General features: G+C 72.4%; 13 protein-coding genes. 6 read left to right on the top strand and 7 right to left on the bottom strand.

All coding sequences use genetic code 11. The features are described 5' to 3' along the window. Window positions 1-244 precede the first annotated feature (244 nt). Window positions 245-1,234: a ribokinase gene (locus tag DA075_RS20170; protein WP_174800104.1), complete on the bottom strand. Its 990-nt coding sequence runs from the start codon at window positions 1,232-1,234 to the stop codon at window positions 245-247. A 65-nt stretch (window positions 1,235-1,299) separates the two neighbouring features. Here DA075_RS20170 and DA075_RS20165 point away from each other — a divergent pair, with 65 nt between their 5' ends. Beyond that, window positions 1,300-2,079, top strand: coding sequence for a GntR family transcriptional regulator (locus DA075_RS20165; protein ID WP_099954733.1), 780 nt, complete (start codon window positions 1,300-1,302; stop codon window positions 2,077-2,079). Here the strand turns inward: DA075_RS20165 and DA075_RS20160 are convergent. From DA075_RS20160 to DA075_RS20145, 4 genes are all read right to left on the bottom strand, one after another. After that, entirely contained in the window at window positions 2,055-2,750 is a 696-nt protein-coding gene (locus DA075_RS20160; protein ID WP_099954732.1) for a helix-turn-helix transcriptional regulator, read from the bottom strand. The genes DA075_RS20165 and DA075_RS20160 overlap by 25 nt on opposite strands. A gap of 563 nt (window positions 2,751-3,313) precedes the next feature. Further along, window positions 3,314-4,435, bottom strand: coding sequence for a hypothetical protein (locus DA075_RS20155; RefSeq protein ID WP_123834371.1), 1,122 nt, complete (start codon window positions 4,433-4,435; stop codon window positions 3,314-3,316). Window positions 4,436-4,439: 4 nt separating this feature from the next. Continuing rightward, window positions 4,440-6,095 carry an acetolactate synthase large subunit gene (locus tag DA075_RS20150; protein ID WP_099956691.1) on the bottom strand — a complete coding sequence of 552 codons (1,656 nt, stop codon included), beginning with the start codon at window positions 6,093-6,095 and terminating at the stop codon, window positions 4,440-4,442. A 113-nt stretch (window positions 6,096-6,208) separates the two neighbouring features. Next, a complete protein-coding gene (locus tag DA075_RS20145) occupies window positions 6,209-7,432 on the bottom strand; it encodes a patatin-like phospholipase family protein (protein ID WP_099954730.1) in 1,224 nt (407 codons plus the stop codon). 498 nt (window positions 7,433-7,930) lie between these two features. Here DA075_RS20145 and DA075_RS20140 point away from each other — a divergent pair, with 498 nt between their 5' ends. From DA075_RS20140 to DA075_RS20130, 3 genes are all read left to right on the top strand, one after another. Beyond that, window positions 7,931-8,986: an HpcH/HpaI aldolase/citrate lyase family protein gene (locus DA075_RS20140; RefSeq protein WP_099954729.1), complete on the top strand. Its 1,056-nt coding sequence runs from the start codon at window positions 7,931-7,933 to the stop codon at window positions 8,984-8,986. 123 nt (window positions 8,987-9,109) lie between these two features. Further along, window positions 9,110-9,475, top strand: a complete 366-nt coding sequence (gene hspQ, locus DA075_RS20135) for a heat shock protein HspQ (RefSeq protein WP_099954728.1) — start codon at window positions 9,110-9,112, stop codon at window positions 9,473-9,475. Between the two features lie 281 nt (window positions 9,476-9,756). After that, window positions 9,757-10,608, top strand: coding sequence for a class I SAM-dependent methyltransferase (locus DA075_RS20130; protein ID WP_099954727.1), 852 nt, complete (start codon window positions 9,757-9,759; stop codon window positions 10,606-10,608). Between the two features lie 141 nt (window positions 10,609-10,749). Here DA075_RS20130 and DA075_RS20125 read toward each other — a convergent pair whose 3' ends face one another. Continuing rightward, window positions 10,750-11,499, bottom strand: a complete 750-nt coding sequence (locus DA075_RS20125; protein WP_099954726.1) for an invasion associated locus B family protein — start codon at window positions 11,497-11,499, stop codon at window positions 10,750-10,752. A gap of 416 nt (window positions 11,500-11,915) precedes the next feature. Here DA075_RS20125 and DA075_RS20120 point away from each other — a divergent pair, with 416 nt between their 5' ends. Both DA075_RS20120 and DA075_RS20115 read left to right on the top strand, forming a co-directional pair. After that, window positions 11,916-13,196, top strand: coding sequence for an AMP-binding protein (locus DA075_RS20120; RefSeq protein ID WP_099956690.1), 1,281 nt, complete (start codon window positions 11,916-11,918; stop codon window positions 13,194-13,196). A gap of 207 nt (window positions 13,197-13,403) precedes the next feature. After that, on the top strand, window positions 13,404-13,748 hold the full coding sequence (locus DA075_RS20115; RefSeq protein WP_099954725.1) for a hypothetical protein: 345 nt from the start codon (window positions 13,404-13,406) through the stop codon (window positions 13,746-13,748). A 130-nt stretch (window positions 13,749-13,878) separates the two neighbouring features. Here DA075_RS20115 and recG read toward each other — a convergent pair whose 3' ends face one another. Beyond that, window positions 13,879-15,993: an ATP-dependent DNA helicase RecG gene (recG, locus tag DA075_RS20110; RefSeq protein WP_099954724.1), complete on the bottom strand. Its 2,115-nt coding sequence runs from the start codon at window positions 15,991-15,993 to the stop codon at window positions 13,879-13,881. Between the last annotated feature and the right edge of the window lie 60 nt (window positions 15,994-16,053).

Below are 16,053 nucleotides of genomic sequence, written 5' to 3'. Positions count from 1 at the left end.
ATCAGCTCCATTCACCATCCATCAAGCAAAGGTGCGGATGCGCACTGCGCAACGCGGCTCGAGCCTCTACACAGCCTCGGTCACGCGGCGAAGGAGGCTCGGCGATGATCAGGGAAAGACTCGACGACATCCGGTTCCTCGTGACCCTCGCGGTGGTCGCGATGGTGGGTAGCCTGCTCGCCGGCCTGTTCACGTAGAGCCGATACCTTCGGATTTCGAAAAACATCGTTCCGCGGACGATGCCTCACGGCGCCTTGGATGACGGCGCCTCGCGGAGCAGGGCCGCGACCGCGGCGCGGTCCGGCAGGGCGTCGAACACGCCCTTGTGGCGGACCACGCAGGCACCGCACGCCGCAGCGACGCGCAGGCTCTCCGAGAGCGTGCGCCCCTCGGCGAGGCCGACCGCGAGGCCCGCCGTGAACGCGTCGCCGGCCCCGAGCGTGTCGATGGCTGCGACCGGGAAGGCCGGCTGGACCAGGACAGGATGACCGGCAGGGAAGGCGATCGCTCCCGACGCCCCGAGGGTGATCACGACGAGGTCCGGCCCGCGGGCGAGCAGCATCCCGGCCAGGGCCGTGAAGGCCGGGGGCTCCGCCGTGTCCTCGGGCACCGGGATGTCGAAGGCCGTGCCGAAGGCCGCGGCCTCCACCGCGTTGACCACCAGGATCGCGGTCTCCGCCAGGATCTCCGGCGACGGCATCCGGAACGGCGAGGGGTTGAGCAGGGTGCGCAGGCCCGCCGCGCGGGCGATCCGAAACGTCTCCGCCACCGCCTCGTCGCCGACCTCGAACTGTGCCAGGACGAGGGTGCTGCGGGCGATCCGCTCGGCCGCCTCCCGCACCTCCACGGCGCCGAGCCGGGCATTGGCGCCGGGATGCACCGCGAGGCAGTTCTCGCCCGAGGCGTCGGTGAAGCCGATGCCGGCCCCGGTCGGACCGGGAAAACGGTGCAGCATCTCCGGCGGGAGGCCGGCGCGGTCGAGGGCCGGCCCGGCGAGCGCCGCCAGGGCATCGTCCCCGACCGCCAGGATTCCGTCGACGGCGCCGCCGAGGCGCCGCGCCCCGACCGCGAGGTTGAGGCCCTTGCCGCCGGGCTCGACCAGGAAAGCCTGTGCCTCCAGCGATTCGCCCGCTCGCGGCAGGCGGGCAACCGTGGCAGAACAGGCGACCACGAAGCTTCCGAGGACGAAGAGAGCCGGATCGGCCACCATGTCGACGCTACCCTCGACGCTCATGTCCCCTCTCCGTCCGGTCGCCCACGCCGCCCCGGCGCGCGCTTCCCGCATCGGCTGACCCGCCGATGCCCGAGCACCCGTCCGGGCCCGGCCCGGGCCACCCTGCCCTGACGAGCCTGGTGCGGCTGCGCCATGATACCGCGAAGCCGCTCTATCAGCAGCTGGAAGAGCAGCTGCGCGCGCTGATCGAGGACGGGACGGTGGCGGGCGGCACGACGCTGCCGGCCGAGCGTCCCTTCGCGGAGGCGCTGGGCGTCAGCCGCACCACGGTGCAGCGCTGCTACGATTCCCTGCGCCGGCAGCATTACCTCACCGCCCATGGCCGGCACGGCTTCATCGTGGCGCCCGGGCGCACCCGGCTCAGCCCGGGCATGGACCGGCTCAAGGGCTTCACCGAGGAGATGCGCGAGCTCGGCCGCGTGCCCTCGTCGCAGATCGTCGAGCGCCGGGTGGTCCAGGATCGCTCGATCGCCTCGCTGTTCGGCCTGCCCTCGACCGCACCGTTCCTGAAGCTGGTCCGCATCCGCTGCGGCGACGGAATGCCGTTGTCGCGGGAGGTGGCGTGGTACGACCTCACGGCGGTGCCGGCCCTCGCCGAGGGCGACCTCGACGGTTCGGTCTACGCGTTCCTGGGCGCTCATGGGGCGGCCCTGGTGCGCTGCCGCCAGACCATCGAGGCGGCGACGCCGGACGAGGCGGAGTGCGCGGTGTTCGGCTTCACGCAAGCCCTCCCCTGCCTCCTGATCAAGCGCCGCTCCTACGACCGGGACGACCGGATGATCGAGTATGTCGAGGGCCTGTTTCGCGGCGACGCCTACGCCTATCGGCTCGATCTCAGAACCTGAGCCGGTGTTCTCGGGGCGTGAGCCGGCGATTTCGCGGCATGAGCCGGAATATGCGCCGCCTCGCCGGCCCCGCACGCCACCGGCAAGTGCACCGCCGCCACCAGGGCGACGAGCTGGCTCTGCTGCCGGGTTCCGGTCTTCAGGAAGATGCGGGCGACATGGGTGCGCGCCGTGGTGACGCTGATGCCGAGCTCGGCCGCGATCTCGGCGAGGCAGCCGCCGCGGGCAAGGGCCGCGCCGACCTGCGCCTCGGCCCTCGTCAGGCCGAACAGGGTGCGCAGCTGGACCTCGATCCGCCCCTGGGCCCGCAGCAGCCGGGCCACCACCACCGCCCGGCCGGGCGCCTCGGCATCGACGAGGGGTGACACGCAGACCGAGACACCCGGCTCGTCCGGGCCGCCGCTCTCGAGTTGCAGGAAGCCGCCGGCTTCCCCGGGCCGCCCGTCGCAGGCCGCCTGGATCAGGGCGTGGAGCCGCGAGCGGCCCTCCGCGTGGCGGGCTCCGAGGCAGCCGCCGGCGGCGTGCTGGCCCGACAAGGCCCCGTCGGGCCGGTCAAGGAGGTCTGCCGCCTCCCGGTTGGCGTGGAGGATGTGCCCCTGCCGGTCGACCACCAGCACGGCGAGAGCGAGGGCGTCGAGGGCGGCCGCCGCCGCCGGCTGCCAGGCGGTCACGGTGCGGTGGTCCCGGTGAGGCGGCTGCGCCGTCGTCCGTCACCGCTCCGCGCGACGCTGCCCCGACCGCGTTCGCCCCATCTGCACGCGTGCATCGTCGCCCCCCGGCAAAACTCCGCGATCGAACGGGCCGCGACCCGTCCGAAGCCATTTAAGTACCAAAATCTCTGCAGCACAAGACTGTTGATCGGCATTTCAGCATCGAGATTAAATCGGATAAGATTGATGCGGCCGAATCCGGATGCTTGCGTCAGGTATCGGTCGCACCGCCGCGGCTGGGATTGGTATCATCCTTTTGAAGGGGGCGGCACGTCGCGCCGAGGTCGAGCGCCGGGTTTCGGCGCTGGCGTGATGGTCGAGAGGCGCGGACGAGCCCCCGCCGCGACCGGTTCCCGGATCTGGGTCGGATCTGCCTGAGGCAATGACCGGAAAACCAGCCAGTCGATCGCCGGCGAACGCAGCGGAAGGCGGCGATCCGCGCCGCGGCGGCCGGCGCCCAGATGTTTCGGCTGCACGGCGCTGCGGCGAAACGACGATGCGGTGCAGCGGCCTGATCGATGCCGTCAGGCGGGAGCATCCGCAAGGTGCGGCGCAGTCCGCGTCCGGCGTCGGCGCCGCCAGACCAGACGGCCGAGTGCGGTGCCGGCGCGGCGGCAGAACAGGGCGGCGGCCAGGAACCAGGCGAGGCCGAGCCACAGGCCCTGCAGGACCACCAGGAGGCCCGACCCCAGCACCAGGGCGCCGCGGCCCAGGAGCGCCAGGACCGCCCGGCTGCGTCCGCCCATTCCCTCCGACAGGCGGGCGACGCGGCGCAGGTCGTCGGCATTCTCCGCCACGGCGAGGGCCTGCAGGGCGCCGCGGGCACCGAGCCGCGCCTGGATCCGGGCCGATTGCTCGCCGACGCTACGGATCTCCCGCAACGCGCCCGGCCGCAGCACACCCTTCGCCCCCTGGCGCAGGGCCGCGAGATCGAGCCGACCGGCGGCCGCGGTGGCGAGAGCCAGGGCCTCGCGGTCGACGGCCGCGCCGGCGCTGCGGGTGAGCCGGACGGCCAGGGGCCGGGACAGCTTGCCGGTGCGGGCGGCGAGCTTCAGGGTCGTGGTGCCGGCATGGACCGGCACGCTCGAGCCCAGGGACACGATGGTGGCGCCGGTGAGCGCCAGCCCGGCGGTGGCGAGGCCGAGGAGCAGCGGGTCGTAAGCCTCGCCCCGGGCGAGCCGCCCGCCCTCGCGCCACAGGTCGCGCAGGTCGCCGTAGCCGACGAGGTCGCCCGCCACCGCGCCGGCGAGGCCGGCCATGCCGGCCCCCTCCCCGCTGACGAAGCCGGTGGCGGCGTCCGCGAGGGCCCGGCGCGGCGCGCCCTCCGCGAGCGCCGCCACGGAGGCCCGCCGCTCGGGCGAGACCGGCACGCCCCGCTCCTCGGCGAGCGCCAGGAAGCTCCGGGCGAGATCCTCGTCGCGCACCGCCAAAGCCGCATCGAGGCCGGCGCCGATCCGCTCGGCATCCGCGACAGCGGGCAGGCGCAAGGCGGCGAGCGCCGCGGGATCGTCGGCGGCCGCGCGCAGGTGCCAGGCGCGGGCCGCCTCCGGCAACAGCACGGGGGCCGCGGCGGCGATGCCGGCGGCGCCGAGCAGCAGCAGCGCCCCGGCCATGCGCCGGCGCCGATCCGACGCGGGGCGTTCCATGGGTCTAGCCGGGCTCGACCTGCGGGGCGTGGCCGCCGAGCTCGTCGACCAGCACCCGGGTGTTTTCGGAGTAATCGACCGGCACCGCCACGAGATGCACCCCGCCCGCCGCGAAGGCGGCCTCCAGCGTCGGCGCCAGCGTCTCGGCCGATGTCACCCGGTGGCCCTTGGCACCGTAGGACTCGGCGTAAGTCACGAAATCCGGGTTGCCGAAGGTCATGCCGTAATCGGGGAACCGGTCGACCGCCTGCTTCCAGCGGATCATGCCGTAGGCGCGGTCGTCGAGCACCAGCACCACCAGGTCGAGCTTCAGGCGCACGGCCGTCTCCATCTCCTGGCTGTTCATCATGAACCCGCCATCGCCGCAGACCGCGAGCACCCGGCGCTCCGGGTGGACGAGCTTGGCCATCATCGCCGAGGGCAGTCCGGCGCCCATGGTGGCGAGCGCGTTGTCGAGCAGCAGCGTGTTGGCGACGTGGGTGCGGTAGTTGCGGGCGAACCAGATCTTGTACATGCCGTTGTCGAGGCAGACGATGCCGTCCTCCGGCATCACCGCCCGCACGTCGTGCACCAGGCGCTGGGGCGTCACCGGGAAGCGGTCCTCCTCGGCCCGGTCGTTGATGCGGGCGAGGATGCGCTGGCGCAGGTCGAGGAGCCCCGGCTCCGGGTCGAGCCGGCCGCCGAGCCGGTCGGCCAGCGCCGTGACGGTCGCCCCGATATCGCCCACCACCTCGGCGTCGGGGTGGAAGACCTGCTCGACGCTGGCCGAGACGTAGCCGACATGGATCACCCGCGGCCCGCCCGCCACCCGGCCCATCAGGAAGGGCGGCTTCTCGACGGTGTCGTGGCCGATCGAGAGGATGAGGTCGGCGCTGTCGATCGCCTCGTGGACATAGTCGCGCTCAGACAAGGCCGCGGTGCCGACATAGAGGTTCGAGCCGCCGGTGACCGCGCCCTTGCCCATCTGGGTGTTGAAGAACGGGATCCGGGTGCGGCGCACGAAGTCGGACAGGGGCTCGACCAGGCGCGGCCGGTTGCCGGCGGCGCCGATCATGACGAGCGGGCGGCGCGCCTGCAGGATCATGGCGGCGGCGCGCTCGATCGCGGCGGGGTTGGCCACCGGCCGGTCGATCGGGTGCGACGGCACCAGGGCGACGTCGGCCTCCTCCGCCGCGACGTCCTCGGGCAGTTCGAGATGGACCGGCCCGGGCCGCTCCTCGGTGGCGACCCGGAAGGCGTCGCGCACGATGGTCGGGATCGAGGCGGCGGAGACGATCTGGCGCGTCATCTTGGTGAGCGGGCGCATCGCCGCGATCACGTCGACGATCTGGAACCGGGCCTGGCGGGCGCTCATGATCGGCTTCTGGCCGGTGATCATCAGCATCGGCATCGCGCCGAGATGGGCGTAGGCCGCGCCCGTCGTGAAGTTGAGGGCGCCCGGCCCGAGCGTCGAGATGCACACGCCGGGCCGGCCCGTCAGCCGGCCATGGGTCGCCGCCATGAAGGCTGCCGCCTGCTCGTGGCGGGTCAGCACCAGCTCGATCGTCGAGGAGCGCAGGGACTCGACGACATCGAGATTCTCCTCCCCCGGGATGCCGAAGATCCGGTCCACGCCCTCGTTCTCGAGGGCGGCCACCAGCAGGTCGGATCCTTTGGCCATGCGGCGCTCCTCGGGGCCTTCGATCGTCGCGTCGATCATAAGGACAGTTGGGGTTCCGCGACATGCAGAAAAACCCGCCGCTCCGTCCCGGGCCGCGCGCCCTCGGGCCGACGTTACGGCGCGTTGCTGGCGCTGCGCCCCGTCGCGCTGGTGGTGATGGTGTCGGCCGACCAGTCGAAGGCGGTGCCGGCGCGGCCCAGCCGCTCGCCATGGGCGAACAGGGCCCGCATGTAGCCCTGCTCGAACGGCGCCTGCGAGGTCTGGGAGAAGCGCTGGTCGATGGTGGCGACGTGGAGGGGCGTGCCGGTGCGGGCCGCGAAGGCCTTCGTCACCGCGATGGCGCCGCTGGTCTGGGCCTTGATCATCGCCGAGAGCGAGCGGCCGAGGATGCTCAGGATCGAGCGCTGGGCGACCTGGAAATCCGGCGCCTGCGAGGTGTTGACGACGACGTAGATCGCGGGCGCGGGCAGGCGGTCCTCCTCGGCGGAGGCGCCCGCCAGGGGCTCGAGCAGCATGCGCCCGGGGGCGACGAAGAACGGCGCCGTGGCGCCGCCATCGGCATGCATCTCCTGGAAGCGCTTGGCCTTGGGCCCGACGGAGTCGATCATCACCGGCGGGAAGATGCCGGGGATCGCCGCCGAGGCCAGCATCACCTCGCGGAACAGCTTGAGCCCTGCGGGACCGCCGGACGCCGCGATGGCGCCCATGTTCCACAGGGTTGGGCGCAGGGAATCGAGGTCGGTGGTGACGACGAGGAGGCGCCGGCCCTTGCGGTGCTCCGCCGCCACCGCCTCGAGGAGCGCGGGGGTGACGGTGCGCTCGATGCCGCGCTTGAGCGGCCAGGTATCGGTGAGGCTCTCCGGGCCGCCGCCGAACTCGAACACGTCCGCCGCGGAGGTCTCCGTATAGGCCTTCTCCAGGGCCTCGTCCTGGGAGGCGCCGACGAAGGCGAAGGGGGCGATGAGCGCGCCGGTCGAGACGCCGGTGACGACGCCGAAATCCGGCCGCGTCCCGGCCCGGGTCCAGCCCTTCAGCAGGCCCGCCGCGAAGGCGCCGTTCTCGCCGCCGCCGGACAGGGCGAGCCAGGGCTTGCGCGACGCCATCGAGGCGCCGTCGACGAAGGCCCGGAACGCCGCCGGATCGTCGCCCGGCAGCCGCACCGAGGCCGCCAGCCCCTCCGGCCGCGCCCCCGCGAGATCCTCCGCCGTGAAGCTCGGACGCACGGTCGAGCGCTGCCGATCCGCCACTGTGCCGGCCGCGGCCGGCATCGTAGCCCCCCATGCGAGCGCCAGGATCGCGGCGCCGGCAAACCCGCGCCGATTCATCTCTCGGGACATGGTTCCTGTCCTCCGCCGCCCGCCTCGCCCGGTGAACGCTACGGTGAGGTTCCCGTTCCCTGCCGCATGTGCGAAAGAACACGTGCGCACAGGATTCGCGGCGCCTGTCCGCCAGATCACGGCGCGGGCGCTTCGGGTTGCGGCCAATCCCGCGGCGTCTTCTGTCCAGGATCTGCTGTGTCCGTCCCGGTCCCGCGACAATGAACCGAAATACGCGGACCGCAAGTCGACCTGTGACGACTTGCACCGGCACCTTGAAGACAAGGTGCGGTCCGCCTCGGGGCGCGTCCGGGCCGATCCTCCGCCGAAAGCATGATTCCGCGCCGGCCGGCGGAGACGAAGGGTGATCGGCCTCCGCACGACCACCCGCACGACCATCTGCCGAGAGGCGCCCCCTTTACGGCCGCGCCGCCCCTGCACTACCCCTCCGTCACGGCCGGGGCCCCGCGACGCCGGGATCGCGCGTGGTCGGCCGTGCCGGAGGTTGGAGACACGCCCATGAAACTGCCGCGCCGCTTCTTCCAGCCCCTGGCCTCCGGGGCTCCGGCTCCGTTCCGCGAGCTGCCGGTGCGCCTCGAGCGCATGATCCATTTCGTTCCGCCGCACAACGACAAGGTCCGGGCCCGGGTCCCGGAACTGGCGAGCCAAGTCGACGTGGTGCTGGGCAACCTCGAGGACGCGGTCCCGGCCGACCAGAAGCTGAATGCCCGCAAGGGCTTCATCGCCATGGCGCGGGACGTGGACTTCGCCCGCCACGGCACCGGCCTGTGGACCCGCGTCAACGCCCTCAACAGCCCGTGGCTGCTCGACGACCTGATGGAGATCGTGGCCGAGGTCGGGTCGAAGCTCGACGTCGTGATGGTGCCGAAGGTCGAGGGGCCGTGGGACATCCACTACGTCGACCAGCTGCTCGCGCAGCTCGAGGCGAGGGCCGGCGTCACGAAGCCGATCCTGGTCCACGCCATCCTGGAGACGGCGGAGGGCGTCGCCAATGTCGATGCCATCGCCTGCGCCTCGCCGCGCATGCACGGGATGAGCCTCGGCCCGGCCGACCTCGCGGCGTCGCGCGGCATGAAGACCACCCGGGTCGGCGGCGGCCATCCGGATTACCGGGTCATCGCCGATCCGACGCCGGGCGTCGCCGAGAGGGCGAGCGTGCAGCAGGACCTCTGGCACTACACCATCGCCCGGATGGTCGATGCCTGCCAGGCCAACGGCATCAAGGCATTCTACGGCCCGTTCGGGGATTTCTCGGATGCGGCGGCCTGCGAGGTGCAGTTCCGCAATGCCTTCCTGATGGGCTGCGCCGGGGCCTGGACCCTGCATCCGAGCCAGGTCGCGATCGCGAAAAGCGTCTTCGCGCCCGATCCGGCCGAGGTCGCCTTCGCCAAGCGCATCCTGGAGGCGATGCCCGACGGCACCGGCGCCGTCATGCTCGACGGCAAGATGCAGGACGACGCCACCTGGAAGCAGGCCAGCGTGATCGTGGACCTCGCTCGGCTGGTCGCCGCCAAGGACCCCGACCTCGCCCGGGCGTATGGCCTGGAGGCTTGAGGCTCCCGGCATCGTGAGATCACCGGGGGCGGGGCCTACCTTGTGCGCAGACGTTGCACCGGTGCAATCCCGCCCTCGTCATCCTATGTGACGCCCATGCCTCTCGGACAGACCTTCTCCGCCATGCCCGCCCCGCAGCCCGACGTCGCGCCGTCCGGCGCGGTCATCCGCCTCGCCAAGTTCAACATCGGCGACGTGGTGCGCCACCGGATCTACCCGTTCCGCGGCATCATCTTCGATGTCGACCCGGTCTTCGCCAACACCGAGGAATGGTGGCAGGCGATCCCCGAGGAGGTGCGGCCGTCCAAGGACCAGCCGTTCTATCACCTGCTCGCCGAGAACCAGGACACCGAATACGTCGCCTATGTCTCGGAGCAGAACCTGGTGCCGGATCGCTCCGGCGAGGCCCTGCGCCACGCCCGCATCGCCGAGATGTTCGAGCGCGATGCCGACGGCGCCTACCGCATGCGCAGCGACTCGGCCAATTGAGGCCGCCGGCGGGCGGGTTGCCCGCGCCCGATGGATCGCGCCGCGAGGGCCGGGCCGCGAGGTCCGGCCCTCGTCGCGTCTGCCCCCGGTCGAACGATCATGCCATGCCGGTACGCCAACTTATGTGAACGAAGATCCTCTGCATTGTCATAGACTGAGACCAGTCTTGCAAATGAGACTGGTCATGCGGGTGTTCCCTGCAGGCATCCGGTCTGGCTGTACGCGTCGCGATGATCGGTCGATCGTCGTGGTGATGCTTCCTGTGCGAATGGGAGGGCGCCATGAGGAGCGGAACTGGGAGCGGAAGCGAGAGCATCACGGGCGAGAGCGGCGGGATCCAGCCGCATAACGTCCGGCCGGCCGGCATCTGGAATTCCGGCGGCAGCCGCTACGACGAGATCAGCCGCGGCATCGCCGACAGCATCGCGCATTGCGTGCTGCGTCTGGCCCCGCGGCCCGGCGAGCGGATCCTCGACCTCGCCACCGGAACCGGCTGGACCTCGCGGCTGGTCGCCCGCCACGGTGCGCAGGTCGTGGGCGTGGATCTCGGTGCCGACCTGATCGCCTTCGCGGCCGAGCAGGCACGGGCCGAGAATCTCGACATCGCCTACCGCGTCGCCGATGCCGAGAGCCTGCCCTTCGACGATGGCGCCTTCGACGCCGTGATCTCGACCTGCGGCGTGATGTTCGCCAGCCGTCCAGAGGCGGCGGCGGCGGAGCTGGCACGGGTCTGCCGCCCGGGCGGGCGCATCGCCCTCACCACCTGGACACCGGACGGCGCCGTGTTCGAGATGTTCCGGGTGATGAAGGCCTACATGCCGCCGCCGCCCACGCCGGCCCCGCCCTCGCCGTTCGAGTGGGGCCGCACCGAGCGCATCATGGAGCTGCTGGGCCGGGATTTCGATCTCGCCTTCGAGAAAGGCGTCTCGTTCTACCGCGAGGCGAGCCCGGAGGCCGCCTGGGAGACCTTCTCCACCGGCTACGGGCCGATGAAAGCCCTGGCCGCCAGCCTGGACGAGAACCGCCGCGCCGAGTTGCAGCGCGACGTCATCGCCTTCCACGCGCAGTTCACGACCCCGCTCGGGATCTGCGTGCCCCGCGACTACTGGGTGACGCACGGCCTGCGGCGGTAGGCCTCGGGCCATGCGGAACGCCCCGGCATCGAGGCGTCGATGCCGGGGCGCTCGGATCGTTCCGTCGATTGCAGCACCGCGCGCCCGGCCAGTCGAGCGAGAGGCCGTTCCCGACGGGCCGACTGACTGACGTGGCCTGGCTTACTTGGCCGGAGCCGCCGCCGGGGCGGCGCCGCCCTTCTGCTCGAGCTGCTTGCGCATCTCCTCGCTGCGCTTCTCCAGCTCGGCCTGGAGCTTCTTCTGCTGCTCCTCGAGCACCTTCGGGTCGATCGGGGCGCCGTCGAAGGCCTTGCCGAAGCCGGCCAGCGGCACCGCGAAGGTGACCTCGCGCTGCATCTGGTTCTGCACGCTGACGTTCAGGGTCGTGCCCTTCTTCATCGCGGCGACGACCTCGTCCTTCAGGCCGGGCGCCTCGGCGAAGCAGCCGTTCGGGAAGCAGACGGCGTAGCGGCCGGGGGTCGGCTGGCCGTTATCGACCGTGAAGCGGATGCCGGGCTGCAGCAGCAGGCCGAGCGGCATCAGGAAGCGCACGACCTTGGCGCCCTGAGGGCCCTTCATGTCATAGACCGCCACGGCCAGCACCGCCTGGCCCTGGTCGGAGACGAAGTCGCGGGTGGTGTAGCAGACCTCGTTGCCGCTGCCCTGGTCCTTGCCGCAGACCTTGGTCCAGTCGGCCTGGGACGGCTCGGCCTTCACCTGCACGACCATCGGACCCGTCTGCTGCTGGCCCTGCGCGGCGGGCGCCGCCGGAGCGGGAGCGGCCGGCGCCGGAGCGGCGGGCTTCTTGGGCTGGGCGAGGGCCGGGGCGGCCGCGAGACCGAGCCCGAGGCCAGCCAGGGCGAAGGCGATGGCGGCCTGGTTCGGGCGCGCGGGACGATTCGCGAAGAACATCAGGAGTGGACCCCTCAAACGGCAGGACGTCGGTGGCCGGTGCCGCGCGAAGCCCGCGGGGATGCGGGTGCGCTGGCAGCAAGCGGAGCGCGGCCGAAGGGCTCCGCCCGACCTCCGGGGCGCCTGCTTTCCCCCGGATTGAGGCGAAGGCAAGGCCTCGGCCGCCGACCGAACCGCCCCTTAGCCGATCCCTTCGCGGACCGCGAGGGCCCCGTAAGCTTAAAACGCCCTTAACCATGCGCGGGCAGGATGCTCGGTGCGGCATGCGGACGAAGGTGACGGCTTTGGCGGCTCAGGCGACGATGAGACGAGACGACGCGTCGTCCCCGCCCGATCCGGCGGGGGCGACCGTCCCGGCCGGTCCCGCGGCGCCCGCCCACGCTCCCGTCTCGTCGGCCGCCTTGGCCCCGGCTCCCATGGCTCCTACCCCGATGGGGCTGGGGGCACTCCTGGCCGCCGTGGCCGACCGCCATCCCGCCCGCATCGCGCTCGTCGACCAGGCGAGCAAGCCCGCCTGGTGCGGACGCCCCGCCATCGCCTGGACCTACGCCGCCGCCCGCGAGATCGTCGCGCGCCTCGCCGAAGGCCTCCAGCAGCTCAGGCTGCCGCCGCGGAGCCCCATCGGCCTGTGCATGGCCGGCATGGCCGAGGCGCATCTCGCATTCCTCGCCATCGAGCAGGCCGGCCACATCCCCTGCCCGCTGCCGGTCACCTGGGACGAGGACCGCCTGCTCCAGGCGGTCGAGGCAGCGCAGATGCTCGCTGTCCTGACGCAAGGCGCGCTCGGCTCCGAGCGGCCGGCCGAGAAGATGTGCCGCGTCGCGATGCGCTACTTCCCCTTACGCTTCGTCGCCGCCTTCGGGCCGCACGTGCCGGACGGCGTGCTCGGCCTCGACCAGGTCGTGCTCGACCACCGGGGCGACGCAGCGTCCCTCGGCACCGGGCCGGCCGCCGGCCTCGTCACCTTCGCGTTCCCGGGCGGCTCCCCGGGGCCCACCCCGGCGCGCCCGGCCGGGCCCCCGCCCGAGCCCGAGGGCATCCCCTTGGCCGTGCGGCGCGAGGCCGAGGCGCTGACGGCCGCCGCCGCCGGCTGCCTGGTGCCGCTGCGGGTCGAGCCCGGCGAGCGGATCCTCAGCCTGCTGCCGCCGAGCGACCTCAAGGGCCTCGCCACCGGGCTCGCCGCCGCCCTGCTCGCCGGCGCCACCCTGGAATGCCACCCGGTCTTCGATGCGGGCACCCTCTCGGCCGCCCTCGACCAGCCGGTGCCGACCCATCTGATCGTGCCGGCCTGGATGGAGGCGGGATTCTCCCGCACCACCGTGCCGGGCCGGCTGCGCACCCTCGCCTATGTCCATCGGGCGCCCTGCCGCCTCAGCTCCCGCCTGCCGGGCCGCTCCGGCGTGGTCGACATCCTGGCCTTCGACGAGGTCGCCCTGCTGTGCGGCCGGCGCGACGCCCAGGATGTCGGCCTCGTCCTGGCGGCCCCCGAGCGAGCCGCCCTCGCGACCGAGCGGGGCGGACTGATCCAGCTGCGCCGCGATCCGGACGGGCGCCTGAGCTTCCGCGGGCCGGCCTGCGCCGCCCGCATGTTGCGCCGCGGCATCACCGAGGACGAAAATCCGGACGGGTGGATGGCCTCGCGCTACCGGGCCTCGCTCTTCGCCGGGGTCGCCACGGCGGTGACGGAGATTCTCTAGGACGCCGGCAAATTTTTCAGCCCTTTTCGCAATCGCGAAAACATCAGCCGCCGCAGTCGTTTGACGGCTCATCACCGAGCCCGGTCCGGGATCGTCCGCCGGCCATGGGCCTAACATGGGCCGGCGGAGATGATGAACCTTCGTCGGCTTACCGCGTTACTGCCCCGGTGCCTTCACGAGAGGCACGCGATCGGCTAACGCTTGAACATGGGTGCGCTGCAAAAAGTCCTCGTCGTCGACGACGGCCACCGTGCCGTCGACCGGGCCCTCTCCGCCGAACTGGCCGAGCTGGGCTATGCCAGCGTCACCGCCTCCCTGGAGGCGGCGGACGATGTCCTGGCAATGATGCCGCGCCCGGCGGCGGTGCTGCTGCACGTTCCGCCCCGCGACACCGGCGGCGCCTTCCGGATGATGTCGGAGCGCCTGCGCGAGCAGATGCGCGGCGCCGGCATCCCGGTCATCGAGGTCGACGCCGCCGGACAGCAGACGGGCGCCCCGATCGACCTGCAGAGCCGCATCGGCACGCGTGTGCTGAACGAGCCGGAATTCTAAGGCGGGCCCGCCGGGATCGTCGCATCCCGGATCCTCCCTCCCCCGACCTCATCCTGAGGCGCGAGCGCGCCTCAGGATGAGGTCGCGCGTCGGACGGGGCGGTTCGCAGGTTGCTCGGAAGCCTCTCTCCTCACCCCGCCTGCAACAGCTTCACCGCCGCATCCCGCTCGAACAGGTAGAGCAGCGCCCGCAGGGCGTGGCCCCGCTCCGTCTTGAGCCCCGGATCGCGCTCGACGATCAGCCGGGCGTCGTCGCGGGCCGCCACGATCAGGTCGCCGTCCGCCTCCGGCCTGGCGAGCCGGAAGGCGGCCAGCCCTGACTGGCGGGTGCCCAGCACCTCACCCTCGCCCCGCAGGCGAAGGTCCTCCTCGGCGATGCGAAACCCGTCCTCGGTCTCGCGCATCATCTCGAGCCGGGCCCGGGCGACCTGGCCGAGCGGCCCCTTGAACAGCAGGAGGCAGGTCGAGGCGCCCGAGCCCCGACCGACCCGGCCGCGCAGCTGGTGCAGCTGGGCGAGGCCGAAGCGCTCGGCATGCTCGATCACCATGACGGTGGCCTGCGGCACGTCCACCCCGACCTCCACCACCGTGGTCGAGACCAGGATCTTCGTCGTGCCTTCGACGAAGCGCTCCATCGCCTCGTCCTTGTCCTTGCCCGGCATCTTGCCGTGGACGAGGCCGACCGCGTCGCCGAAGCGCTCGCGCAGGGCCGAAAAGCGCTCCTCGGCGGCGGCGAGGTCGACATACTCGGATTCGGCGACGAGCGGGCAGATCCAGTAGACCCGGTCGCCCCTGGCAAGCGCCCGTTCGAGGCCCAGCACCACCTCCTCGATCCGGTCGGTCGAGACCAGCACCGTCTTGATCGGCTGGCGGCCGGCCGGCTTCTCGTCGAGGACCGAGACCTCCATGTCGCCGAAATAGGTCAGCGCCAGGGTGCGGGGGATCGGCGTCGCGGTCATCACCAGGATGTCGACCGCCGCGCCCTTGCCCCCGAGCGCCAAGCGCTGGTGCACGCCGAAGCGGTGCTGCTCGTCGACCACCGCGAGGCCGAGATCGTGGAAGGCCACGTCGTCCTGAAACAGCGCGTGAGTGCCGACGACGATGTGGATCGAGCCGTCGGCGAGGCCGGCCAGCGTCGCGCGCCGCTCCGCCGCCCGGTCGCGGCCGGTGAGCAGCGCGAGCCTCAAGCCCGCCTCCTCCACCATCGGCCGCAGGCGCTCGGCGTGCTGGCGGGCCAGGATCTCGGTCGGCGCCATCATCGCCGCCTGACGCCCGGCCTCGATCGCCGAGGCCATCGCAAGCAGCGCCACCGCGGTCTTGCCCGAGCCGACATCGCCCTGGAGCAGGCGCAGCATGCGCCGGTCCGAGCCCATGTCCCCGCGGATCTCGGCGAGCGCCCGGGTCTGCGCCCCGGTGAGCCCGAACGGCAGCGCCGCCTCGATCCGCCGCGACAGCGCCCCGTCGCCGACATTGGTGCGGCCGGCCGGGCGGTGCATCCGGCTGCGCACCAGCGCCAGGGCCAGCTGCGAGGCCAGAAGCTCGTCATAGGCGAGGCGCCGGCGGGCCGGGGTCTTCAGATCCTCCTCGGTCTCGGCGGCCTCCGCCGGGCGATGCTCGGTGCGGAGCGCGTCGGCAAAGGCCGGCCAGTCCTGACGGTCGAGGTAGGCACGGTCCTGCCACTCCGGCAGGGTCGGCAGCCGGTCGAGGGCTGCGACCGCGAGCTTGCCGATCGCCCGCGAGGTCAGGCCTTCCGTGGCGCCGTAGATCGGCTCCACCGCCGGCAGGTCGGCCAGCCCCTTCTCGTCGAGGATGCGGGACGGATGCACCATCTGGCGGAAGCCGTCCCACAGCTCGATCCGGCCGGAGACGTAGCGGTGGCTGCCGAGGGGCAGCATCTTCTCGATGCGGGCGCGGGGCAGGTTGAAGAACACCAGGGTGATGTCGCCGGTCTGGTCCTCGACCAGCACACGGAACGGCTTTCGCCCGCCCATGGTCTGCGGCGGGCGGTGGGCCACCACGGTCACGCCGAGCGTCACCGGCTCGCCGGGCGGCGCCTCGGCGATCGAGCCGCGCAGCTGCCGGGCGATGCCGCGCTGGGGCAGATGGAACAGCAGGTCGACCACCCGGGCCGGCCGCTCCGGCGTGCCGACGAGCTTGTCGATCAGCACGGCGACCTTGGGACCGGCCCCCGGCAGCACGGTGGCGGGGGCGAACAGGGGATCGAGCAGGTAGGGACGCAGCGACATCGGGGCGGGAGCGGAGGGCAATCGGGGGCTCTATACACCACCGCGCCGCTTCTGCGGGCC

Origin of the sequence: Methylobacterium currus (genome assembly GCF_003058325.1) — a bacterium.
In the GTDB taxonomy this organism is placed as follows: Bacteria; Pseudomonadota; Alphaproteobacteria; order Rhizobiales; family Beijerinckiaceae; genus Methylobacterium; species Methylobacterium currus.
This window is presented reverse-complemented; position numbering and strand designations above follow the sequence as displayed.